Genomic DNA, 24,218 nt, shown 5'->3' with positions numbered 1-24,218 from the left:
GGCTGCTCTACCCTCGCGAGCTTTTGCGATCGACGCCCTCATGACTCTCGCCATGCCTGAACTGCTCGCCCCTGCTGGCACCCTGAAAAACATGCGTTACGCCTTCGCCTACGGCGCCGATGCGGTCTACGCCGGCCAACCGCGCTACAGCCTGCGAGTACGCAACAACGAATTCGACCATGCGAACCTGGCCCTCGGCATCCGAGAGGCCCAGGCCCAGAGCAAACGCTTCTATGTGGTGGTAAACATCGCCCCGCACAACGCCAAACTGAAAACCTTCCTCAAGGATCTCGAGCCGGTCATCGCCATGGCACCGGATGCGCTGATCATGTCCGACCCCGGACTGATCATGCTGGTACGCCGGCATTTCCCGCAGATGCCGATCCACCTCTCGGTACAAGCCAACACGGTGAACTGGGCCAGCGTCGAGTTCTGGCAGCAGCAAGGCTTGAGCCGGATCATCCTGTCGCGGGAGCTGTCGCTGGAGGAAATCGACGAAATCCGCCAGCAGGTCCCCGCCATGGAGCTGGAAGTCTTCGTCCACGGCGCGTTGTGCATGGCCTATTCCGGGCGCTGCCTGCTGTCGGGTTACATGAACAAGCGCGACGCGAATCAAGGCACCTGCACCAATGCCTGTCGCTGGAAATATGCTGCGCAGCCCGCCACGGAAAACATCGTGGGCGAGATCGTTCAGGCGTTCGTACCGGAACCTGTGCTGGGAATCGGCACACCGACCGATCAGGTGTTTTTGCTACAGGAAGCCAACCGCCCCGATGAACTGATGCCAGCCTTCGAAGATGAGCACGGCACTTACATCATGAACGCCAAGGACCTGCGCGCCGTGCAGCATATCGGTCGTTTGACGCAGATGGGTGTCCACTCGTTGAAGATCGAAGGCCGGACCAAATCACACTTCTACTGTGCCCGGACCACTCAGGTCTACCGCCGTGCCATCGACGATGCCGTGGCCGGCCGCGAGTTCGACCGCAGCTTGATGGACGACCTCGAGTCCCTGGCCCAGCGTGGCTACACCGAAGGTTTCCTGCGCCGGCATGTGCACGACGAATACCAGAACTACCAGAACGGCAGCTCGGTGTCGGAGCGCCAGCAGTTCGTCGGTGAACTGACCGGCGAGCGCCGTGATCGACTGGCCGAGGTCAAGGTGAAAAACCGCTTTGGCCTGGGTGATCACATGGAACTGATGACGCCCAAGGGCAACTTCCACTTTGACTTGCATCAGTTGCAGAACGCCAAAGGTGAGGCGGTTGAAGTGGCACCGGGGGACGGGCATACCGTGTATCTACCGATTCCGGATGCGGTGGATTTGAGGTTCGGGTTGTTGATGCGGGATGTGACGGTGGTTTAGTCGCGACTGGCAGTGTCTGTGCCGGCCTCATCGCGAGCAGGCTCGCTCCCACAGTAGATTTGTGCGTTGCCGCAAATTGCGACAACACCATCAATCAAATGTGGGAGCGAGCCTGCTCGCGATGGCGGCCTGTCGGGCGCCTCAGATCCTGAACTGCCCCACCAGTTTGCCCAACCGCTGCCCCAGATCCGCCAGGCTGCGGGAAGTTTGTGCGCCGAGCTGGGTTTCGTCGGCGACGCTGTCCACCGCCACGGCAATCTGATGCACGCTACGATTGATCTCTTCGGCGACGGCGGTTTGCTCTTCGGCGGCGCTGGCAATCTGCGCGTTCATCGAGTTGATGGTGCCGATCAACCGGGCCATGGTGTCCAGCGAAGCGCCAGCTTCATTGGCCTGGGCCGACGTGCCGTCACCAGCATCGCTGGAGCGGCGCATGGCGTCGACCGCCGACTGTGTGCCAGCCTGCAAGCGGTCGATCATGCCCTGAATTTCCTGAGTGCTTTGCTGCGTGCGGCTGGCCAGCGCACGCACCTCATCGGCGACCACCGCGAAACCACGCCCGGCCTCACCGGCACGCGCGGCTTCGATGGCAGCATTGAGCGCCAGCAGGTTGGTCTGATCGGCAATCGAACGGATCACCCCAAGCACGCTGACAATCGACGACACGTCCTGCTGCAAACTGTCGAGCGAGACCCCACTGCTGCGAATATCGTTAACCAGTGCATGGATCTGCGAAATGCTCCCGGCCACCACGCGCTTGGCGGCCTGACCTTCTTCGTCGGTCTGCTGGGCAGCGACCGCCGCACCCTGAGCGCTTTTCGCCACTTCCTGCGCTGCCGAGGACATTTCGTTGATCGCCGTGGCCACCTGATCGGTCTCGTGACGCTGGCGCTCCATGGCCTGCTCCGAACGCTGGGCCTGATCGGACACCTGATGGACCAGCCCGTTCAGCTGCGAGGTCATCTCGGTGATCTGCCGCACCAGGCCGTGAATCTTGTCGACAAAACGGTTGAACGAACCGGCCAGCTCGCCGAGTTCATCCTGAGAGGTAATCGCCAGCCGCCGCGTCAGATCACCCTCGCCTGCCGCGATGTCGTCCAGATTGGCCTTCATCAGGTGCAGCGGACGCAAAATGGTGTTGGCCACAAACAGACCGACCGCCGCGATCACCAACAGCACCACCGCCGCGATGCCGACGATGCTCAGCACCACGCCTTCCATGCGATCGCGAACCTCGGCCTGGACCGCTGCGACCTGGGCTTCGACACCATCGAGATTCACCGAGGTACCGATGGCCATGTCCCACTTAGACAGGTATTCGGTGTAACCCAGTTTGGGCACCAGGACTTTGCTGTCGCCAGGCAACGGCGAGCTGTATTGCAGGTAGTGCGTACCGTCCTTGGCGACTTTCACCAGGTCGCGGTTAACGTACACACCGTTCGGATCGCGGTTGTCCTTGAAGCTCTGGCCGACGCCTTCCGGGCTATTGGCCTTGAACAGGCGCACGGTGTTGGAGTCGTAACCGAAGAAGTAACCGTCCTTGCCGTAGCTGATGCTCGACAGCAGTTTGACCACTTGCGCGCGAGCCGCCTCATCGCCAGGTGCCGCCGCGTCGTAGAGCGGCTTGATCGTGGTCATCGCCACCGCAACGTAACTTTGCAGGGTGGCCTTGGCATCGTTCATCAATCGCTGACGGGTTTCTTCGACTTCTTTACGGGCCTGCTCTTGCAAGATGAAGGCGGTGGTCAGGCTGATGACCAGTGCAAAGAGCAAAACCGGGAGGACGGAGAGGGACAAGACTTTGGCTTTAAGGCTCAGGCGCATGTGTTGTTCACTCTGGATTTTAATGGCGTGGGTACAGCCATGTTAACGGCACATCAACGCAAAACTGTAGGCGCAGTAAAATCAGAGGATCATCGCCGCCAACCAGCCAAACGCCAGCAGCGGCAGGTTGTAGTGCAGGAACGTCGGCACCACGGTGTCCCAGATGTGGTGATGCTGGCCGTCGATGTTCAGACCGGAGGTCGGGCCCAGGGTCGAATCAGAGGCTGGCGAGCCGGCATCGCCCAGGGCGCCGGCGGTGCCGACGATGCAGACAATCGCCAACGGACTGAAACCCAGCTGCACACACAGCGGCACGAAGATCGCCGCGAGAATCGGCACCGTGGAAAACGATGAACCGATGCCCATGGTCACCAGCAAGCCGACCAGCAACATCAGCAATGCACCGATGCCCTTGCTGTGACCGATCCACGAAGCCGAGGCTTGAACCAGGGTCTGCACTTCGCCGGTGGCTTTCATGACTTCAGCAAAACCCGAGGCGGCGATCATGATGAAACCGATCATCGCCATCATCTTCATGCCTTCGGTAAACAGGTCGTCGGTCTCGCGCCAGCGCACCACGCCCGACACCGAGAAAATCAGAAACCCGGCCAGCGCGCCGATAATCATCGAGTCCAGCAGCAACTGAATGATAAAGGCGGAGGCAATGGCCAGCCCCGCGACCATCAAGGTCAACGGGTTGTACTGCACCGCGACCTGCTCGACCCGCTCGATCTTCTCCAGGTCATACACGCGCTTCTTGCGGTAGCTGATAAACGCTATCAACAGCCCGAACACCATGCCCAACGCCGGAATCCCCATGGCATGCGTGACGTTGACGCCACTGATGTCCACCCCGCTTTTACTGACGTTGGCCAGCAGAATTTCATTCAGGAAGATGTTGCCAAAGCCCACCGGCAAGAACATGTACGGCGTGATCAGGCCGAACGTCATGACACAGGCAATCAGTCGGCGATCCAGTTGCAGCTTGGTCAGGACATAAAGCAGTGGCGGCACCAGCAACGGAATGAAGGCGATGTGGATCGGCAGGATGTTTTGCGAAGCGATGGCCACCACCCAGAGCAACGCGATCAGCAACCATTTGACCTGACCACCGCCAGCGGCGTCCTGTCGGTCGACCAGCAGCAAGGCTTTGTCCGCCAAGGCATGGGCCAAACCGGATTTGGCAATGGCCACTGCGAAAGCGCCGAGCAAAGCGTAGGACAAGGCCACGGTCGCACCGCCGCCCAGGCCACTGTTGAAGGCCTTGAGCGTTGCATCGATACCCAGGCCGCCGGTCAAACCGCCCACCATCGCGCCGACGATCAGCGCGATCACCACATGCACGCGGGACAGGCTGAGCACCAGCATGATGCCGACCGCGGCAATTACTGCATTAATCATCGTTACCTCAAAACACGGCGACGGGTAAATCCGGCGCAAACAGGATGAATCCGTCCAGCCAGCTGCATGAGCCGACGGCGGATTGAAGAGAGGGTTTTATTAGAGGGCGCGCACTGTGCCGCAGCAGGCCTGGCTTGTCAAAACCAACACATATCCCCGTAGCAGCTGGCGCAGCCTGCGTTCGGCGGCGAAGCCGTCGTAAACCCTGCCTGCACGGTATTCCTGAAACACCGCATCGAATGAATTCACGACTGCTGCGCACTCGAACGCAGGCTGCGCCAGCTGCTACGGGTTTTGTGTGATTTCTTATTTATTCGAATGGATAAAGAAAGGAAAAACACGGCCGTTACAGTGCAAAGTCTCAGATAAATATCGAATAAGGACGTCTCCATGCCGCTCAGACAACTTTCCATTCAATGGAAGATCACCCTGCTCGCCGGGCTGTGCCTGGCCGGTATCGTGACCTTGCTGGTAGGTCTTTCGTTGTATCGCATGGAGCACAGTTCGGCGCTGGTAAAAGCCTCGAGCATGGAAATGCTCAACGAAGCGGCCCAAGCCCGCATCGAGGCGCAGGGTGAAGTTCAGGCGCTGGGGATTCGCCAGCAGTTCATGGACGCCTATCAATATGGCCACGGGTTCTCGCGCCAGGTGTTGTTCCTGCGTGAGCAGGCCGAGAAGCGCTTCCTCGACGCCTTCGACCTGCGTGAAGACCTGACCCGTCAGGTCAAATCGGCGCTGCAAGCCAACCCGCAATTGCTCGGCCTGTCGCTGGTGTTCGAAGCCAACGCACTGGACGGCAAGGACGAGCTGTTCGTCGGCCAGAAAGAACTCGGCAGCAACGACAAGGGCCGCTTCGCCCTCTACTGGTCGCAACCGACCGCCGGCAAGCTGAACTCGATGTCGCTGCCGGAAAGCGACATGGCCGACACCAGCACCGGTCCTAGCGGCGAGCCGGCCAACGCCTGGTTCACCTGCCCACGCACCACCCTCAAGCCGTGCGTGATCGAACCCTACTTCTATGAGATCGACGGCCAGAACGTGCTGATGACTAGCATCGTCTTTCCGTTGATGGTCGACGGGAAAGTCATCGCGTCGCTGTCGGTCGACATCAACCTCAACAGCCTGCAAGCGGTCAGCCAGCAAGCGAGCAAAAAGCTCTATGACGGCCAGACCAACGTCAGCATCCTCAGCCCGGTCGGCCTGCTGGCCGGATACAGCCCGGATGCCAGCAAACTCAGCCAGCGTCTGGACACCGTGGACAAGGACAGCGGCGCCGAATTGATCCGCATGCTCGCCGCCAGCACTCAGACCCAGAGCCTGCACAACAATCAGCTCCTCAAGGTACTGTCGCCCTTCCAGCCGATTCCCGGTGGCAAATCGTGGGGCGTGCTGCTCGACGTGCCGGAGAAAGTCCTGGTCGGCCCGGCCGAAGCCCTGAAGAAACAACTCGATGAACGCAACACCGCCGGCACTCTGATCGAGCTGAGCCTCGGCGTACTCGCGGCCATCATCGGTTTGTTGCTGGTGTGGCTGATGGCGCGCAGCGTGACCAAACCGATTCTCGGCGTGGCGCACATGCTTGAAGACATCGCCAGCGGCGAAGGCGACCTGACCCGCCGCTTGGCCTACGACAAAAAAGACGAGCTCGGGCAATTGGCCGGCTGGTTCAACCGCTTCCTCGACAAGCTGCAACCGATCATCGCTGAAGTGAAACGCTCGGTGCAGGACGCGCGCAGCACAGCGGATCAATCATCGGCCATCGCCACCCAGACCAGCGCCGGTATGGAGCAGCAGTACCGTCAGGTCGATCAGGTGGCCACGGCGTCCCATGAAATGAGCGCCACCGCCCAGGATGTCGCTCGCAGCGCCGCCCAAGCGGCCCAAGCGGCACGCGATGCCGATCAGGCGACCCGTCAGGGCCTGACCGTGATCGACCGCACCACCGCCAGCATCGACAGCCTTGCGGCCGACATGAGCACGGCAATGACCCAGGTCGAAGGCCTGGCCGCCAACAGCGAGAAGATCGGTTCGGTGCTGGAAGTGATTCGCGCCATCGCCGAACAGACCAACCTGCTGGCACTGAACGCCGCCATCGAAGCGGCCCGTGCCGGTGAGGCCGGTCGTGGTTTTGCGGTGGTGGCCGATGAAGTGCGCAACCTGGCGCGCCGCACGCAAGAGTCGGTGGAAGAAACCCGTCAGGTGATCGAACAACTGCAAAGCGGCACCCAAGATGTCGTCGGCTCAATGAGCAACAGCCATCGCCAGGCCCAGGGCAGTGTCGAGCAAGTCAGCCAGGCGGTCACCGCCCTGCGGCAGATCGGCGACGCGGTGACGGTGATTACTGACATGAACCTGCAAATCGCCAGCGCTGCGGAAGAGCAGAGCGCGGTGGCCGAAGAGATCAACAGCAACGTGGCGACTATTCGTGACGTGACGGAGTCGCTGTCGGGGCAAGCCAATGAATCGGCGCGGGTCAGCCAGTCGCTCAACAGCCTGGCGAATCAGCAGCAGAGTTTGATGGATCAGTTCCGGGTGTGACGCAGACACTGTATCCACTGGAAATCTGATGTGGGAGCGAGCCTGCTCCGGGCGGCGATCCGACGATGAGGCTGGGACATTCAACGTTGATGTTGGTTGTCATACCGCCATCGCGAGCAGGCTCGCTCCCACAGATGACTAAGTGTTCCTCGGATCGGTGTCAGCCAGGGGATCAGCGTTTGGGCAGAAACACCCTCACCTTCAACCCGCCCCACTCACTCTCCTGCAACACCAACTCCCCGCCCCACGCCTCGACAATATCGCGCACGATCCCCAGTCCCAGGCCATGCCCGTCAATCTGCTCATCCAGCCGCGCGCCGCGACTGAATACCTGATCACGTTGCGCCTCGGGAATCCCCGGCCCATCGTCTTCCACCACCAGCCCAAACCCCTCGACCGTCTCGACAATGCTCAACCGAACCTCGGCATCCGCCCATTTGCAGGCGTTGTCCAGCAGGTTGCCGAGCAGTTCCAACACGTCCTCACGATCCCAAGGCAAATGCAAACCGGCCGGTGCCGTGTAGCTGAGATTCAGGTGTTCACCGTGGATCATGTTCAGGGTCGCCAGCAATCCCGGCAGCTCGGCAGCGCAATCGAACTGCGCACCGGGCAAGGCATCGCCCGCCAGGCGCGCGCGGTTGAGTTCGCGATTGAGTCGCTGCTGAACCTGTTCGAGTTGCTCCTGAAGCATCTTGCGCAGTTCGGGATGGGCGTCGAGTTTTTCGCTCGATGCCAGGCTCAACAGCACCGCCAATGGCGTCTTCAGCGCATGCCCGAGGTTGCCCAGGGCATTGCGCGAACGCTTGAGGCTGTCTTCGGTATGCGCCAACAAATGGTTGATCTGCGCCACCAGGGGCTCCAGCTCCAGCGGCACTTGAGCGTCCAGTTGCGAGCGTTGCCCTTGCTGCAACTGAGCGATCTGCTCGCGGGCGTTTTCCAGCGGTCGCAAGGCTCGCCGTACGGTGACGCGCTGCAAGATCAGAATGAGCAGCAACCCCGTCAGCCCCAACCCAAGCCCGACCTGGCGCATACGCTGGAAGCTCTCGCGCACCGGGGTGTAGTCCTGCGCCACGCTGATGGAGATCGACTGCCCCAACCGCCGGTAGTCCGAGCGCAAGACCAATAATTGCTGACCTTCCGGCCCCAGTTGCAGGTTGCTGTGCAGCCCGGGATGATCGAGCAGCGGTAGTTCCTGATCCCACAGTGAACGTGAGCGCCAGTGGCTGCCGGCGAAGTCGATATGAAAATAATGCCCGGAGAACGGTCGCTGGTAGGCCGGCGACAGACGTCGCTCGTCCAGCTCCAAACCCTGCGGCCCACGCACCAACGCCGTCAGCAGGTTTTCACTGTCGTTGCGCAGCCCGGCTTCCAGATACCGCTGCAAGCCCATTTCGAACAGCCATAGACTGGTTTGCGCCAGCACCAGCCCCACGATCACCATGATGCTGATCAGCCCCAGGCTCAAACGACGCTGAATCGACTTCACTGAGCCTGCCCACCGAACCGGTAACCCTGACCGCGCCGGGTTTCGATCACGTTGCGGCCGAGTTTGCGGCGCAGGTGATTGACGTGAACTTCCAGCACGTTCGAGCCGCGCTCGGTCTCACCGTCGTAGAGGTGCTCGGCGAGGTGGCTTTTGGAAAGGATCTGCTGCGGGTGCAGCATGAAGTAACGCAACAGGCGGAACTCGGCAGCGGTCAGCTGAATGTCGGTGCCGTCGCGAACCACGCATTGACGGCCCTCGTCCAGTTGCAAACCGGCGGCCTTGAGCGTCGGTTGATTGGCCTGACCGTGGGAACGTCGCAGCAGCGCTTGAATGCGCAGGTGCAGTTCTTCCGGGTGAAATGGCTTGCTCAGGTAGTCGTCGGCACCGGCCTTGAGCCCTTCGATGCGCTCGGCCCAGGAGCTGCGCGCGGTCAGCACCAGCACCGGCGTGGCCAGGCCAGCGGCACGCCATTGGCTGAGCACCTCAAGCCCCGGCAACCCCGGCAGGCCCAGATCGAGGATGATCAGGTCGTAGGGCTCACTGCGGCCCTGATACACCGCATCGCGGCCATCGGCCAACCAATCGACGGCGTAGCCCTGGCGGTTGAGTCCGGCCATCAATTCGTCGGCCAGCGGTACGTGGTCTTCCACCAGCAACAGACGCATCAGTCATCTTCCTTGTCTTTGATCAAGCGCCCGTTGGCGGCGTCCAGATCCAGATCACGCACCACGCCATCGGCGGTCAGCAACTCGACTTCGTAGATGTAAACGCCGTGCTTTTGTTCAAGCCCGGCTTCCAGCAGTTTAGCGCCGGGGTAACGGTCCATGGCCTGCTGCAACAGTTGCTCAAGCGGCAGGATCACCCCTTGCTGACGCAAGCGCAGGGCTTCGTCCTGATCCAGGTCGCGGGCCTGCACCACCGAGCAAAATGCCAGAAGCGTCAGGGTCGCCAGACCATAAGCGCGCAGATTAACCTTCATTACGTATCCTGATGATCCTTGAGTACCTGCAGCGTCCAATTCCAGATCCTGCTCAATGCCCTGAGGGTCACGCCGCTCGATCTGATCGAAGGGTACCAGCCATGCCTGCCACCCTAGCTATACGAACTTAACTGAAACTGAATCGCCATATTGCCCAACGGCACATTTTATTCAGCCATACGCGCCGACACTTCTATAATCACCCGCTCGCCCGCACAGAGACCGGTATGACCGCTATCCACATCAAATTCCCCGCCCTGACCCTCAAGGCCGGCCCACGCGCCTTGACGCGGATTCGCGATAACGGTTTGAGCGCCCTGGATGTCGGCACGCTGCCGGGCGCCGCCGGCGGACCGAAAGCCCTGGGGATTCAAGGTCTGGACCTGGCACTGTTCGGCGAGTGGCTACCGGCCGCGCCACGCGAGCGCTCGTTGATCGGTGCCTCGGTCGGTTCCTGGCGCTTCGCCAGTGCCTGTTTGCCAGACGCTGCCGAAGGCATCAGGCGTCTCGGCGAGCTGTACAACACCCAGAGCTTCACCAAGGGCATGAGCATGGCGCACATCAGTCAAAGCTCGCAGCGCATGCTGCATGACTTGCTCGACGGTCGCGATGCGCTGCTGCTGGACAACCCGCTCTATCGGCTGAACATCATGGTAGTGAAAAGCCACGGCCTGCTGGCTGACGACCATCGCGGGCGACTCGGGCTGGGGCTATCATCGGTGATTGCCGACAACCTGCGTGGCCGTGCACGGTTGTCGCGGCACTTTGAACGCTTGATCGTGCATGACCCGCGCCTGGCGCCACCGCTCAACGCGCTGAACGACTTCCCGTCGCGTTTCGTCCCGCTCAATGCCGGCAACTTGCGTCAGGCCTTGCTCGCTTCGGGTTCGATCCCGATGGTCATGGAAGGCGTACGTGACTTGCCCGGTGCCGGCGCGGGGACTTATCGCGATGGCGGCTTGCTGGATTACCACCTCGACTTGCCGTACAGCGGTGATGACATCGTGCTCTACCCGCACTTCACCGATCGGGTGATTCCCGGCTGGTTCGACAAAACCCTGCCGTGGCGGCGCGGCAATCCGGGGCGCTTGCAGGACGTGTTGCTGGTGGCGCCGTCGAAGGCGTATTTGTCGCGCCTGCCCTACGGAAAGCTGCCCGACAGGAACGATTTCAAGCGTTTCATGGGTGATCCGGCCAGCCGCCAGAAGTACTGGAAAACCGCGATGGATGAGAGCCAACGGCTCGGTGACGAGTTCCTCGAACTCAGCGCCAGCGGACGTTTGGGCGAGCAGCTGTTGACCCTTTAGTCAGTGTTTTCCCGCAACCCGGAACCCAAGCTGTTAAACTCGGGACCTGCCCCATCGCCGTGGGCGATAGCCACCTGACAGAGCTCAAACCACTGTGGAAATTTTCAAAGAGTTTACCTTCGAATCCGCCCACCGCCTGCCCCACGTCCCGGAAGGTCACAAGTGCGGCCGCCTGCACGGTCACTCGTTCAAAGTGGCGATTCACCTGAGCGGCGACCTTGATCCACACACCGGCTGGATCCGCGACTTCTCGGAAATCAAGGAGATCTTCAAGCCGTTGTATGAGCGTCTGGACCACAACTACCTGAACGATATTCCTGGCCTGGAAAACCCGACCAGTGAAGTCCTGGCCAAATTCATCTGGAATGAGTTGAAGCCTCTGCTGCCGGAACTCAGTGCGATCCGCATCCACGAGACCTGCACCAGCGGCTGCATCTACCACGGCGAATAAGCCTGGGAATCAAAAAAACCACCGAGACCGGTGGTTTTTTTATGCCTATGATTCAGGCACTCACCGGCGCTATCGATCGACCAAAGGACCTGACCCCATGCACATCATCAACGCCCGCCTGCGCAACCGTGAAGGCCTGCATGAGCTGCACCTGGAAAACGGCTTGATCGCCAGCATCGCCCGGCAGACCGAAGCCCCGCCCCTGGGGCCTGAAGACCTCGACGCCGGCGGCAATCTTGTCGTGCCGCCCTTCGTCGAGCCACACATTCACCTCGATGCCACGCTGACTGCCGGTGAACCGCGCTGGAACATGAGCGGCACGCTGTTCGAAGGCATCGAGTGCTGGGGCGAGCGCAAGGCGACCATCACTGCCGAAGACACCAAAACCCGCGCCAGGAAGACCATCGACGCCCTCGCCGCCCACGGCATCCAGCATGTGCGCACCCACGTCGACGTCACTGATCCGCAGCTGACCGCGCTCAAGGCCATGCTTGAAGTGCGCGAAGAGAGCCGGCACCTGATCGACCTGCAAATCGTCGCTTTCCCTCAGGAAGGTATCGAGTCCTACCGCAACGGCCGCGAGTTGATGGAGGAAGCCATTCGCCTGGGCGCCGATGTGGTCGGCGGCATTCCGCATTTCGAGTACACCCGCGATCAAGGCGTCAGCTCGGTGAAGTTCCTGATGGACCTGGCTGAGCGCACCGGTTGCCTGGTGGACGTGCATTGCGACGAAACCGACGACCCGCACTCACGCTTTCTTGAGGTTCTGGCCGAGGAAGCCCGCAGTCGCGACATGGGTTCGCGGGTGACCGCCAGCCACACCACCGCGATGGGTTCCTACGACAATGCGTACTGCGCCAAACTCTTCCGTCTGCTCGGGCACTCGGGGATCAGTTTTGTTTCCTGCCCGACCGAAAGCATTCACCTGCAAGGACGTTTCGACAATTTCCCGAAACGCCGTGGCGTCACCCGGGTCAATGAGTTGCTGGAAGCCGGGATGAACGTGTGTTTCGGTCAGGACTCGATCGTCGACCCGTGGTATCCACTGGGCAACGGCAACATCCTGCGGGTGCTCGAAGCCGGCCTGCACATCTGCCACATGCTCGGTTACCGCACCCTGCAAACCGCGCTGGACCTGGTGACCGACAACAGCGCCAAGGCCATGGCCCTGGGCGATCGTTACGGGCTGGAGCCGGGGCGTCCGGCGAACTTGTTGATTCTCTCGGCCGACAGCGATTACGAGGTAATCCGCAGCCAGGGCCTACCGCTGTATTCGATTCGCGCCGGCAAGGTGTTGATGAAGCGGCAGATGCCGGTGGTGGAGCTTTTCGGCTGACCGGGCTGACGCCATCGCGAGCAGGCTCGCTCCCACAAGTGAACTGCGGCGCGACACAGATCCAGTGTGGGAGCGAGCCTGCTCGCGATGGCAATCTGACTGGCACCGCATAATCAGAGCATCAAACGCGCCGTGCCAAACAAACTGACCCGGCTCAACTCACCGTCCTGTTCTTCAAGAAGCACCGGCGCCGTGCCGCCGGGCATAACCACCGCCACGGCCCCCGCCGACACCCACCCCACACTCCACGCCGCGCAGGCCACCGCGCTGGCGCTGGTGCCGGAAGACGCGGTCGGGCCTTCGCCGCGTTCGAAGACCCGAGCGGCAATACGATTTTCGGACTCGCGCATCGCCCATTGCAGGTTGACGCCTGCTGGACACAGCTCGCCGGCTCCAGTCGGTGGGGCGAAGGCGATGTGCGTCAGATCGGCCGACAACCGGGGCTCGCGCATGCGCTCATTGCTTGGCAACTCAGCGGCCTGTTCAACCAGCGTCACGCAATGAGGGTTGCCAATGCGAACGAACTGGCTCCGGGTCCAGGCAGGATCGAGTTCCGACAACGGCCGCACATGACTGACTTCACGACCATTCAGTATCGCGCTTTCAACACCTTGGGCCCCTACCGCGTACGGTCCGAACATCGGTTTGCCCAGGTCCAGCCAAAAACCTTGCACACCATCGACCTGTGCAGGCGTTACCGAGGTTTCGACAGGCGACACGGCATCGCCTTTGTCATGGTAAACCTTGAGCACGCAACGACCTTCGGCCGGCATCAAACCTTGCTCGGTCAGCGCCTGGGCAAAAATCGTCAGGCCATTGCCACTGCGCTCGGCCAGGGTGCCGTCGGTGTTGACGATCAACAGGTCAAACGGTGGCGCAGCCTGAAACGGGCCGACCAGCAAACCGTCCGAACGGTGCGCCTTGGCGCCGGCTGGTTGCGCACCCGGCGCCCAACTGCAAAACGCCCATATGGCTGCAAGGGTCCAGTCCGCGCGCTGTTGAGCTGACGGGTTGGCCCCCTCCGGCAGATCAATACCGCGCTGGCGCAACTCGTGTGGGCTGACAACAGCGTAGATATTCCCGCGGGCATCGAAAAGCGAGGTCATGGACAGGTCCTGAATGGGGTCTGGAACGAGTCGTTACTGTAAGCGCTGGCGACTCACATCACACGCACGAACCTCAAGGTCGTCTGAGGGTCATTGATGTGCAAGGATGTTGCCCTGTTCGCAGCCTCCACCGAAATGCCAAGGATTTTTCATGACCGCCATTCTCCCTCCCGCCCCCGTCCGCCCCGGGCGCCTGGAACAGATGTCGACGCGCATCGCCTTCTTTATTGCCGGGTTCGGCATCGCCGCGTGGGCACCTCTGGTGCCTTACGCCAAGGCCCGGGCCGGGCTCGATGACGGCACCCTCGGTTTATTGTTGCTGTGCCTGGGAGTCGGTTCGATTCTGGCGATGCCGATGGCCGGTGCATTGGCTTCACGCTTCGGCTGTCGGCGGGTGCTCAGTGGCGGCACGCTGTTGATCTGCCTGGCACTGCCGCTGCTGGCGACGGTGTCGTCGATCCCGCTGCTGATCGCCGCGCTGTTCCTGTTCGGTGCAGGGTTGGGCACGGTGGATTCGACAGTGAACCTGCAAGCGGTGATCGTCGAGCGAGCCAGCGGCAAGACCATGATGTCGGGTTTTCACGGCTTGTTCAGCCTCGGCGGGATCGTCGGTGCGGCGGGTGTCAGCGGCCTGCTTGGTCTGGGCATTTCGCCGCTGGGCGCGACCTTGGTGGTGATCGTGTTTCTGCTCGTGTCGTTGCTCAAGGCGGCTCCCCATCTGTTGCCCTATGGCAGCGAAAGCTCGGGGCCGGCGTTCGCCATTCCCCATGGCGTGGTGCTGTTTATCGGCAGCCTGTGTTTTATCGTGTTTCTTGCCGAAGGCGCGGTGCTGGACTGGAGCGCGGTGTTCCTGGCCTCGGAGCGTAACGTCGACACCGCCTATGCAGGGCTGGGCTATGCCGCTTTCGCGTTGACCATGACGGTCGGGCGGCTGACGGGCGATGCCATCGTGCATAAGCTCGGGGCCACGCGAGTCATTGTGTTTGGCGGATTGACCGCTGCCAGCGGTTTGCTGCTGGCAACGTTGGCACCGTTTTGGGAAGCCGCGCTGGTCGGTTATGCGTTGGTCGGCGTTGGGTGTTCGAACATCGTGCCGGTGCTGTACACCGCCGTTGGCAAACAGAACGTCATGCCGGAAAACATCGCCGTGCCAGCCATCACTACCTTGGGCTATGCAGGCATTCTGGCGGGGCCTGCGGTGATCGGTTTTATCGCCCACGGCAGCAGTTTGAGTTTTGCCTTTGGTTTGATCGCGGTGTTGCTGCTGGCCGTGGCGGTCAGTGGCAAGGTGTTGAAAGTCTGAAAAACTGTGGCAAGGGGGCGACTGCTGCACGATCCGTAGCAGCTGGCGAAGCCTGCGTTCGGCTGCGCAGCAGTCGTAAAATCAGGCGGCGCGTTCTTTCAGGCATACCGTGTGTGCCGGATTTGCGAGGACTTCGTCCTCGAACGCAGCCTCGCGGGCTCGGCAGCTGCTACATTAGGGCTCGCTCCCTCGCCACAATGTTTTTTAGAGCCCGTCGCTGGCCTGCACGCCCGGCAGGGCATCTCCATCGATCTCCAACAGATAGTCGACAAAGGCTTGTGCCGCGGGGGACAGGCTGCGTCCAGCCAGTCGTACCAGGGCATAGGCTGAAGCTTTTGGAGACGTCAAAGTCGGCCGTACATTCCAATCCACGATTGCCATACGGCCACTCTGCACATCGTCTGCGATGACATCCCATGGCACCAGGCAGACCGCATTGCTACTGGCGACCAACTGTTTGAGCAACAATACATCATCGCATTGCACGCCCAGCGGCTGTGGACGGCCAAGCGTGGTCGCCAGCCATTGCTGGACTTCCTGTGGCAATCGGGGCCCCGCCAGTGGATAGGGCCGCAGTTCATCAGGACCTACGTTGCGCAGTTCACACAGCGGATGGCCCGGACGGCAGAACAAGACGCCTTGATGCTTTTGCAAGGGTTGAACCTCTAACTGAGGGTCGCCTTCCAGCTCTCTGCCGTCTGCTATAAACAGCTCGATGTCTCCATCCAACAGTCGTTGCCGCAGGCTTTGCCAGTTTTCAATGGCTAGCTGCACCGTGACCTGGGGGTAGGAACAGGAAAACTTCCCCAGCGCCTGGGGCATCAGGCGCGCGGCCGGAAAAGGGCCCGCGCCAAGACGCAGTTCGCCAGTTTCCAGGCTTGCCAGTTGCAGCACCGCATTGTCCAGCGCACGACTGGCGGCCAGTAACCGCCGAGCGTGCTCAAGTACCAACCGACCATGGGCTGTCAAGGCAACACCCCGCGGATTGCGGTCGACCAACTGGCAGTCAAGATGGCCTTCAAGGGCCTGAATGCTGCGCGAAAGTGCCGGCTGGCTGAGGTTGACCGCTGCGGCAGCGCGAGCGAAATGGCCATGATCGGCGAGGGCAACAAAATGACGGAGTTGGCGTAGGTCGCTCATGCTGATCCTGCATCAATTACCGGATTGGAATGCATTGGAATTATCGAATGCGTTAACGGCATAGTGCTAGAGATCTCCTCCAATAACAATTCCGGAGCCACCCGATGATTCGCCTCTCAACAGCAGTTCTGCTGGTCAGCTTATGCCCACCCTTGATGGCTGCTGATGCCGACGGTACAAAACCTGCGACCGCCTTCACCATCGCCGCCCAACAGCAGGTGAAATCCAGTTTACCGTTTGAGGATCAAAGCGATTTCGATCGGGTTGATAAAGGGCTGATCAAGCGCCCGGACAATCTGCTGATCAAGAACGACGATGGCAGCGTCGCCTGGCAATTGGGGGGTTATGATTTTCTGCATGCGGGAAAGGACTTCGACAGTATCAACCCGAGCCTTCAACGTCAGGCGTTGCTCAACCTCAAGTACGGCTTGTACAAGGTCACCGATGGCATCTACCAGGTGCGCGGCTATGACCTGGCGAACATTACGTTTGTCGAAGGCAAGACCGGCTGGATTGTCATTGATACGCTGACCACCCCGGCTACTTCCAAGGCCGCTTACGCGCTGGTCAGTCAGGAGCTCGGACAAAAGCCGATTAAAGTCATCATCTATAGCCACGCACATGCCGACCATTTCGGTGGCGTGCGTGGCCTGGTCACACCGGAACAGGTGGCCAGCGGTGAGGTGCAGATTATCGCGCCGAACGGCTTCATGGAGTCGGCCATCAAAGAGAACGTGCTGGCGGGCAACGCGATGATTCGCCGCGCGACGTACCAATACGGCACGTTGCTCCCCAAAAGTCCGGAAGGTCAGGTTGACATGGCTATCGGCAAAGGCCTGTCATCCGGGCCTTTGAGCCTGATTGCGCCGTCCCGGCTGATCAAGGCTGCCATCGAAGAAACCGAGTTGGACGGTATCCCTTTTACCTTTCAGAACACGCCAGGCACCGAAGCGCCCTCGGAAATGAACATTTGGCTGCCGCAGCAAAAAGCGCTGCTGATGGCCGAAAACGTGGTTGGCACGCTGCACAACCTGTACACCCTGCGCGGTGCTGAAACCCGCGATGCATTGGGTTGGAGCAAATACATCAACGAAGCCCTGCACCGGTTCGGCGACAAGGCCGAGGTGCTGTTTGCCGTCCATAACTGGCCGCGCTGGGGACACGAAGACATCGTCAAGGTCCTGGAGAAACAGCGTGATATTTACGGCTATCTCCACGATCAGACACTGCATCTGGCCAATCAGGGCGTGACCATCGACGACATCCAGCACCGCATCAAAGTGCCGGATGAACTCAGCAAGGAATGGTTCAACCGTGGCTATCATGGCTCGATCAGCCACAACTCAAGGGCGGTGATCAACAAATACCTCGGCTACTACGACGGCAACCCGGCAACCCTCGACCCGCTTAGCCCGGAAGAGTCGGCAAAGCATTACATTGCCTATATGGGCGGTGCCGATCAGGTATTGAAGATGGCCAAGGCGTCGTACGACCAAGGTGAATATCGCTGGGTTGCCGAAGTCGGTAACAAGCTGGTCTTCGCCGACCCGGAAAACAAAGCCGCCCGCGATCTGCAGGCCGACGCCCTGGAGCAACTGGGCTACCAGGCCGAGAACGCTGGCTGGCGCAACAGCTATCTGGCGGCGGCGCAGGAACTGCGTAATGGCGTGCCACGTAATCTACCGTCCACCAAAATGAACAGTGGTGACGCATTGGCCGCGATGGATACCGGACTGATCTTCGACTACCTCGGGGTTCGTCTGAACGCCGAAAAAGCCGAAGGCAAGAACATCAGCATTAATCTGAACCTGCCGGATGTAAACGAAACGTATCTGCTGGAGTTGAAGAACTCGCACTTGAACAACATCAAGGGCATACAGAGCGCCGATGCCGGGCAGACCGTGACCATTAACCGCGCCGACCTCAATCGCCTGTTGCTCAAAGATGTGTCGGCCGTACGACTGATCGTGGAAGGAAAACTGAGTAGCTCCGGCAACCCCCTGCTGCTGCCGCAGCTGTTCGGTATGGTTGACGACTTCGATCTTTGGTTCGACATCGTTACGCCGCCAACCAAAGGCTGATGCCGGTTGGTTGCGCCCGTCGGGCCCTTGACCTTGATCAAGGGCCCGACTGGTTCAACGGGTTTTTTCGTCGATCAGGCAGTGCGGCTCGCTCGCCCGCTCAAAAGCACGGCCAGAACACCACAGATCAACAGCGTCCAACCCAGGGCTTGGCTCCACGCCGCGAGCATCAGTCCACCGCCGATCAGCAAGTAATACATCAAGCCAAACAGCGCACCGGCGGTGCCCAGCCGATCGCCATAACCGGTCAACGCCGAGCCGAGAATGTTCGGAATCGCCATCCCGAAGGCCAGAACCACCAGCAGCATCGGCGCAACGAACCAGACACTTTCGCGCAATCCCTGGACCCCCATCGCGCCGAGCAATGCCGCGATGGCCGCAATGCCGACCAGTTGCGGCCCCGTCATGCCGCGCTTGAGCAAGTGTTTGTTCAACCCCGCCCCCAGGCCCGATCCCAGGGCAAGGACCACACCGCTATAGCCGAACAACTCGGGGCCAACTCCCAAACGCTGAAACTCAAAGGGGCCCAGGCTGTAATAGCTGAACAGCGCGATGTTGAACACAGCCACCAACGACGCGGAACGCCAGATCGCCACGTCTTGCAGCATCTGTCGCAAGGTCCCGAACAACGGGGGCGTCGAATGGTTGGCCGGTCGGGTTTCCGGTAATGTCCAGGCACTCCAGCCGAACAGGACCAGCGCCAGCATCAGCAGGCAAACCAACACGCCTCGATAGCCAAACCCACTGACCAGGTTGGCCCCGATAAACAGGCCCAACGCCGGGCTTATCGCCAGCGCCATGCCCAACACCGAAAACACTCGGGCCAGCGCCGCGCCATTGAAACGGTCGCGTAGCAGGGTTTGCGTCACCACCGAACCGACCGCAGCTCCAAAGGCCGCCAGCGCTTGCGCCGCCAGCAGACCGTCGAAGGTACTGACACTCAGTGCCATCACCGTGGCCAAGGCATACAACGCCAGACCACCCAACATCGACGGTCGTCGACCGATGTGATCACAGGCCCGTCCCCACACCACCACGCCTGCGGCGAACGCCAGGAAATACACCGACAAAAGCTGTGCGGCAGCGGCAGGCGTCACCCGGAATGCCTGACCGATATCGGCCAGCGCCGGGCTGTAGAGGGTTTGTGCGATCTGCCCGAACATCAACAAGGCAATGGCCAAGCGAAGCAGATTGTTTGAATTCATGACGGCTTACTCACCTGAAAGACTGGCGGTGATTTTATTGAGCTGTCACTGGCGTATTATCCTGATCAGGACAATAAACCACTGAAATCGGACAACCTCATGGCCTGGCTGGAAGCACAGACACCCTTCGACCCGGACGCTCATGAGGCTGATGTCATCGGCATTGCCGCAAACCTGGGCGAACATGACTCGGGTCTGCACCGGCATGAGCGTGGGCAATTGCTGTTCACCCGCCAGGGCTGCACCCGGATCACCCTGGCAGAACAACTCTGCCTGTTACCGCCGTCACGCGCGGCGTGGATTCCGCCCAGGGTGAGTCATCGAGCGGTGATGCAGCAGAGCGTCGATTACCGGTCCATTTACCTGACGCCGCAACTCTCGACTCAATTGCCGAATCAGGTCTGCGTGATCGAGGTCAGCCCGTTGCTGCGGGCGGTGTTGGAGCCGATTGCGATGGCGCCGTTCGACACGGACTGGCGTCAGGGCACGTTCGTGCATTTGCTGGGGTTGTGCCTGAGTGAAATCCGCGAAGCCATCCACCAGCCGATGCTGCTGCCCTTGCCTCGGGACAAACGCTTGGCGCCCTTGCTGACCGTCCCCGAACAACTGCCGCCGCCATTGCAGGTGCTGGTGACAAGGGTCGGCGCCAGCAGCAAAACCATCGGGCGGATTTTCCAGCGGGAAACCGGCATGGGCTATCAACAATGGCGACAGCAGTGGCGACTGATGCGCGCCATCGAACTGCTCGCGACCGGCCGCAACATCAGTTACAGCGCTTTTGAACTGGGCTTTGCCAGCGACAGCGTGTTCATCGCCTTTTTCAAGGCCATGACCGGCAAAACGCCTGGCGCTTACTTCAAGTAATCATCGGCAACTGACGAGTGGCCGAAAAAATCAATTGTCAGAAAATATTACCTGCGTCATATTACGCCCGTAATAACGACTGATATCCCATAGGGGATTGCCATGACCAGCCTGAACGCCGTTGATCCCTCCCTTGCCGTGAAACCTGTGCGCCCTCCTTTGCTCAAGCGTTTGCTGCTGAGCGGTGCGGGCGCTGTCGCTCTAGTGTTGATCGCACTGTACGGTTCGCACTGGTGGACCAGTGGCCGCTTCATCGAAGCCACCGACGATGCCTACATCGGTGGCGACGTCACCGTCATCGGGCCGAAGGTCGCCGGTTATGTCGAGCAAGTGCTGGTGACCGACAACCAGCAGGTCAAGGCCGGTGATGTGCTGATTCGCCTCGACTCACGTGACTATCGCGCCAGCCTGGCCAAGGCCGAAGGCGCCGTTGCCGCGGAAGAAGCCCTGCTGGCCAACCTCGACGCCACCGAGCAATTGCAGCATGCGGTGATCGGCCAGGCCCGCGCCGGGATCGATGCCGCTGGCGCTGAAACCGCCCGCTCGCGGGATGACAATGACCGCTACAAACGGCTGGTCGGCAGTAATGCGGTGTCGGTGGAAAGCGCTCAACGCGCCGATGCCACCTTCAAGACCGCTCAGGCGCTGAGTGCACGAGCACAAGCCGAGCTGCTCGCCACGCAACGGCAGCTGGACGTGATCGCTACCCGCAAGCAACAGGCCAAAGCGGCGTTGATGCAAGCACGCGCCGAACGTGATCTGGCGCAGCTGAACCTCGGTTACACCGAGTTGCGTGCACCGGTCGACGGTGTGATCGGTAACCGCCGGGCACGGGTTGGCGCCTACGCCCAAGCCGGTTCGCAATTGCTCTCGGTGGTGCCCGCCAGCGGCCTGTGGGTCGATGCCAACTTCAAGGAAGATCAGCTGGCGCACATGGTGCCCGGCCAGCGCGTGAGCATTCATGCCGACGTGCTCTCCGGGCGTGAATTCCATGGTCATCTGGACAGCCTGGCGCCGGCCACGGGCGCGCAGTTCAGTGTGCTGCCACCGGAAAACGCCACCGGCAACTTCACCAAGATCGTCCAGCGGGTGCCGGTGCGCATCCTCCTTGATCCGGCCGATGGCGTGCTCGGCCAACTGCGTCCGGGGTTGTCGGTGACCGCGTCGGTTGATACCAAAACCGCGCCCAAGGAGCCGACAGTTGCCGTAGCCCAGGCCAACGCACCATGAACCGCGCCCTCACCGCCCAGGCTCAACCGTTCGATGCCGCGAACATGGCGACGGCGAGCAAGGTATTTGCCTTCGCCACGATGTGCATCGGCATGTTCATCGCGCTGCTGGATATCCAGATTGTTTCGGCCTCGTTGCGTGACATCGGCGGCGGGCTCTCGGCCGGCACCGACGAAACCGCCTGGGTACAGACCAGCTATCTGATCGCCGAGATTATCGTGATTCCGTTGTCGGGTTGGCTGTCGCGGGTGTTTTCCACGCGCTGGCTGTTCTGCGCCTCGGCGGTTGGCTTCACCCTGGCCAGCCTGCTCTGCGGCGCGGCCTGGAACATCCAGAGCATGATCGCCTTTCGTGCCCTGCAAGGTTTTCTGGGTGGCTCGATGATCCCGCTGGTGTTCACCACCGCGTTCTTTTTCTTCACCGGTAAACAACGGGTGATCGCCGCCGCAACCATCGGCGCGGTGGCCTCGTTGTCACCGACATTGGGACCCGTCATCGGAGGCTGGATCACCGATGTGTCGTCCTGGCATTGGCTGTTCTACATCAATCTGGTGCCGGGGATTTTCGTCGCCGTGGCGGTGCCGATGCTGGTGAAGATCGACCAACCGGAACTGTCCCTGCTCAAGGGCGCGGATTACCTGAGCATGGCCTTCATGGCGCTGTTTCTCGGGTGCCTGGAATACACCCTGGAAGAAGGTCCGCGCTGGAACTGGTTCAGCGATCAGACGATTCTGACCACGGCGTGGATCTCGGGGCTGGCAGGCCTGGCGTTTATTGGCCGGACCTTGCACGTGGCCAACCCGATCGTTGATCTGCGAGCCTTGAAGGACCGCAACTTTGCCCTCGGCTGCTTCTTTTCGTTCGTCACCGGGATCGGCCTGTTCGCGACCATTTACCTGACGCCGCTGTTTCTCGGTCGGGTACGCGGTTATGGCGCACTGGACATTGGTCTGGCGGTGTTTTCCACCGGGATCTTCCAAATCATGGCGATTCCGCTGTATGCCTTTCTGGCCAACCGCGTCGACCTGCGCTGGATCATGATGGCCGGCCTTGGGCTGTTCGCGTTATCGATGTGGGACTTCAGCCCGATCACCCATGACTGGGGCGCCAAAGAATTGATGCTGCCACAAGCCTTGCGCGGCATTGCCCAGCAATTGGCGGTGCCACCGGCGGTCACGCTGACCCTGGGCGGGTTGGCCCCGGCACGGTTGAAGCACGCCTCGGGATTGTTCAATCTGATGCGCAACCTCGGTGGCGCGATCGGCATCGCCGCCTGCGCGACGATCCTCAATGACCGCACCAACCTGCACTTCACCCGGCTGGCCGAGCACTTGAACAGCAGCAATGAAGCCCTGAACCAGTGGCTGTCACAGGTCGGCAGCAACTTCGCCGCCCTGGGTCAAAGCGGCGAGGCGGGTGTCACCGCCAGCCTGCACCAACTGTGGTTGCTGACCTACCGCGAAGCCCAGACGCAAACCTATGGCGACGCGTTTGTCATGATCATGGTCTGCTTCATTATCGCGACGCTGATGGTGCCCTTGATGCACAAGGTACAACCACCGGCCGCGCCGTCAGCGGATGCCCATTGAGCCCGGATCAGGCCTGGGGCATTTTGCGGAAGCCTACAGCGAGACGGTTCCAGCTGTTGATGGTGGTAATCGCCACGGTCAGGTCGACCATTTCCTTGGGCGTGAATTGCGCGCTTACCAACTCATAGTCTTCGTCCGGGGCGTGGGTCAGGCTGAGCTGGGTCAGGGATTCGGTCCAGGCCAGGGCCGCACGCTCGCGGTCGCTGAAGAACGGGGCTTCGCGCCAGGCGGTAACGGCGAACAGGCGACGTGGGGTTTCACCCTCCTTGATGGCATCGGCGGTGTGCATGTCAATGCAGAACGCGCAGCCGTTGATCTGCGAAGCACGCAGTTTGACCAGTTCGATCAGCGACTTTTCCAACGGCAGTTTCGAGACTGCGGTTTCCAGCGCGATCATGGCTTTGAGGGCTTCCGGTGAGGCGGTGTAAAAATCGACACGAGGTTGCATGGTGAGCTCCGTAGCAAGTGGGGATGCGCCATACGTTAGCGCCACTGGCCATTGGCACAAATAGCCAATTATTCAGAAGTCGAGGTAGCCAATGACTAACCTGCCCGTTTTTTGGCGCGACCGTTTCTCCGGCCAAGTTGGCGGTTAATCGCGCGCTGGACCACCTCGATCCATCGGAGTAACAGCAACCGTAGCAGCTGCCGAGCCCGCGAGGCTGCGTTCGAGGACGCAGTCCTCGCCAACCCTGCGTACGCGGTTCACCTGAAAGAACGTGTTGCCTGATTTTACGACTGCTTCGCCCGAGCGCGGACCGAGCCGAACGCAGCCTCGCGGGCTCGACAGCTGCTACGGGTGTTTAAGCTTGCCTACGCAGTGCCCATCAGAGGCTACAACGCCTTGCGTCAGGGCCTACACCTGCGCCAGAATCCGCCGGCTTGTGCGCCTTGGCCCTGGCTTCTATTGTTCTCCTGTCGCTGCCCATCAGCGATCGGGTTTAGCAGCTCGGAGGTTTTACGTAGGTGCACTGCACTCCAGAAATTCAGGTATTTCCTATCCCTGAACGCT

General features: G+C 60.8%; 19 protein-coding genes and 3 pseudogenes. 11 read left to right on the top strand and 11 right to left on the bottom strand.

The features are described from left to right. Positions 1-40 precede the first annotated feature (40 nt). Complete coding sequence (yegQ, locus tag NTD87_RS19565) at positions 41-1,366, top strand: tRNA 5-hydroxyuridine modification protein YegQ (RefSeq protein ID WP_262115839.1); 1,326 nt, start codon at positions 41-43, stop codon at positions 1,364-1,366. A gap of 141 nt (positions 1,367-1,507) precedes the next feature. Here the strand turns inward: yegQ and NTD87_RS28145 are convergent, their stop codons facing one another. The 3 genes and pseudogenes from NTD87_RS28145 to NTD87_RS19555 form a co-directional block, all read right to left on the bottom strand. Continuing rightward, on the bottom strand, positions 1,508-2,263 hold the full coding sequence (locus NTD87_RS28145; protein WP_410017499.1) for a methyl-accepting chemotaxis protein: 756 nt from the start codon (positions 2,261-2,263) through the stop codon (positions 1,508-1,510). Positions 2,264-2,365: 102 nt separating this feature from the next. Next, positions 2,366-3,190 (bottom strand): annotated as a pseudogene (locus NTD87_RS28140) (cache domain-containing protein); the annotation flags it as partial. A gap of 81 nt (positions 3,191-3,271) precedes the next feature. Next, complete coding sequence (locus tag NTD87_RS19555) at positions 3,272-4,588, bottom strand: Na+/H+ antiporter family protein (RefSeq protein WP_262115852.1); 1,317 nt, start codon at positions 4,586-4,588, stop codon at positions 3,272-3,274. A gap of 393 nt (positions 4,589-4,981) precedes the next feature. Between NTD87_RS19555 and NTD87_RS28135 the strand changes: the two are divergent. After that, a pseudogene (locus tag NTD87_RS28135) lies at positions 4,982-6,271 on the top strand (HAMP domain-containing protein); the annotation flags it as partial. A gap of 102 nt (positions 6,272-6,373) precedes the next feature. Further along, positions 6,374-7,129 (top strand): methyl-accepting chemotaxis protein, encoded by a 756-nt coding sequence (locus NTD87_RS28130; RefSeq protein WP_410017498.1) that lies wholly within the window; start codon positions 6,374-6,376, stop codon positions 7,127-7,129. 172 nt (positions 7,130-7,301) lie between these two features. On the opposite strand, the gene NTD87_RS19545 is transcribed toward NTD87_RS28130, so the two are convergent. The 4 genes and pseudogenes from NTD87_RS19545 to NTD87_RS28125 form a co-directional block, all read right to left on the bottom strand. Next, complete coding sequence (locus NTD87_RS19545) at positions 7,302-8,615, bottom strand: sensor histidine kinase (RefSeq protein ID WP_262115836.1); 1,314 nt, start codon at positions 8,613-8,615, stop codon at positions 7,302-7,304. Then, positions 8,612-9,280 carry a response regulator transcription factor gene (locus tag NTD87_RS19540; RefSeq protein ID WP_262115835.1) on the bottom strand — a complete coding sequence of 223 codons (669 nt, stop codon included), beginning with the start codon at positions 9,278-9,280 and terminating at the stop codon, positions 8,612-8,614. Before NTD87_RS19540 ends, NTD87_RS19545 begins: the two co-directional genes overlap by 4 nt. Beyond that, complete coding sequence (locus NTD87_RS19535; protein WP_262115834.1) at positions 9,280-9,594, bottom strand: PepSY domain-containing protein; 315 nt, start codon at positions 9,592-9,594, stop codon at positions 9,280-9,282. The genes NTD87_RS19540 and NTD87_RS19535 overlap by 1 nt, the downstream gene beginning before the upstream one ends. Further along, a pseudogene (locus tag NTD87_RS28125) lies at positions 9,594-9,678 on the bottom strand (peptidase); the annotation flags it as partial. The gene NTD87_RS19535 and the pseudogene NTD87_RS28125, both read right to left, overlap by 1 nt. A gap of 143 nt (positions 9,679-9,821) precedes the next feature. Here NTD87_RS28125 and NTD87_RS19530 point away from each other — a divergent pair. From NTD87_RS19530 to codA, 3 genes are all read left to right on the top strand, one after another. Continuing rightward, the gene (locus tag NTD87_RS19530) at positions 9,822-10,901 is read left to right on the top strand and encodes a patatin-like phospholipase family protein (protein ID WP_262115833.1); all 1,080 of its coding nucleotides are present in this window, start codon (positions 9,822-9,824) and stop codon (positions 10,899-10,901) included. Between the two features lie 94 nt (positions 10,902-10,995). Further along, positions 10,996-11,352 (top strand): 6-carboxytetrahydropterin synthase QueD, encoded by a 357-nt coding sequence (gene queD / locus NTD87_RS19525; protein WP_123426580.1) that lies wholly within the window; start codon positions 10,996-10,998, stop codon positions 11,350-11,352. Positions 11,353-11,449: 97 nt separating this feature from the next. Beyond that, entirely contained in the window at positions 11,450-12,688 is a 1,239-nt protein-coding gene (gene codA, locus NTD87_RS19520; RefSeq protein WP_262115832.1) for a cytosine deaminase, read from the top strand. Positions 12,689-12,801: 113 nt separating this feature from the next. Here the strand turns inward: codA and NTD87_RS19515 are convergent, their stop codons facing one another. Continuing rightward, entirely contained in the window at positions 12,802-13,794 is a 993-nt protein-coding gene (locus tag NTD87_RS19515; RefSeq protein WP_262115831.1) for a diaminopimelate epimerase, read from the bottom strand. Positions 13,795-13,945: 151 nt separating this feature from the next. Here NTD87_RS19515 and NTD87_RS19510 point away from each other — a divergent pair, with 151 nt between their 5' ends. Beyond that, entirely contained in the window at positions 13,946-15,097 is a 1,152-nt protein-coding gene (locus tag NTD87_RS19510; protein WP_262115830.1) for an MFS transporter, read from the top strand. Positions 15,098-15,301: 204 nt separating this feature from the next. Here NTD87_RS19510 and NTD87_RS19505 read toward each other — a convergent pair whose 3' ends face one another. Continuing rightward, positions 15,302-16,237, bottom strand: a complete 936-nt coding sequence (locus NTD87_RS19505; RefSeq protein ID WP_262115829.1) for a LysR family transcriptional regulator — start codon at positions 16,235-16,237, stop codon at positions 15,302-15,304. 104 nt (positions 16,238-16,341) lie between these two features. On the opposite strand from NTD87_RS19505, the gene NTD87_RS19500 reads away from it, so the two are divergent. Beyond that, positions 16,342-18,318: an alkyl/aryl-sulfatase gene (locus NTD87_RS19500; RefSeq protein WP_262115828.1), complete on the top strand. Its 1,977-nt coding sequence runs from the start codon at positions 16,342-16,344 to the stop codon at positions 18,316-18,318. Between the two features lie 74 nt (positions 18,319-18,392). Here the strand turns inward: NTD87_RS19500 and NTD87_RS19495 are convergent, their stop codons facing one another. Next, positions 18,393-19,523 carry an MFS transporter gene (locus tag NTD87_RS19495; protein WP_262115827.1) on the bottom strand — a complete coding sequence of 377 codons (1,131 nt, stop codon included), beginning with the start codon at positions 19,521-19,523 and terminating at the stop codon, positions 18,393-18,395. A gap of 99 nt (positions 19,524-19,622) precedes the next feature. Between NTD87_RS19495 and NTD87_RS19490 the strand changes: the two genes are divergently transcribed. The 3 genes from NTD87_RS19490 (at position 19,623) to NTD87_RS19480 (ending at position 23,206) form a co-directional block, all read left to right on the top strand. Continuing rightward, positions 19,623-20,387, top strand: coding sequence for an AraC family transcriptional regulator (locus tag NTD87_RS19490; RefSeq protein WP_262115826.1), 765 nt, complete (start codon positions 19,623-19,625; stop codon positions 20,385-20,387). Positions 20,388-20,489: 102 nt separating this feature from the next. Next, positions 20,490-21,617 (top strand): HlyD family secretion protein, encoded by a 1,128-nt coding sequence (locus tag NTD87_RS19485; RefSeq protein ID WP_262115825.1) that lies wholly within the window; start codon positions 20,490-20,492, stop codon positions 21,615-21,617. Continuing rightward, a complete protein-coding gene (locus NTD87_RS19480; RefSeq protein WP_262115824.1) occupies positions 21,614-23,206 on the top strand; it encodes a DHA2 family efflux MFS transporter permease subunit in 1,593 nt (530 codons plus the stop codon). Before NTD87_RS19485 ends, NTD87_RS19480 begins: the two co-directional genes overlap by 4 nt. Before the next feature lie 7 nt (positions 23,207-23,213). Here the strand turns inward: NTD87_RS19480 and NTD87_RS19475 are convergent, their stop codons facing one another. Continuing rightward, positions 23,214-23,654 (bottom strand): carboxymuconolactone decarboxylase family protein, encoded by a 441-nt coding sequence (locus tag NTD87_RS19475; protein WP_262115823.1) that lies wholly within the window; start codon positions 23,652-23,654, stop codon positions 23,214-23,216. Positions 23,655-24,218: the final 564 nt, after the last annotated feature.

This window comes from Pseudomonas sp. 6D_7.1_Bac1, assembly GCF_025465945.1.
Lineage (GTDB): Bacteria > Pseudomonadota > Gammaproteobacteria > Pseudomonadales > Pseudomonadaceae > Aquipseudomonas.
The sequence above is the reverse complement of the archived record's forward strand: the minus strand, read 5'-3'. Positions and strand labels throughout refer to the sequence as shown.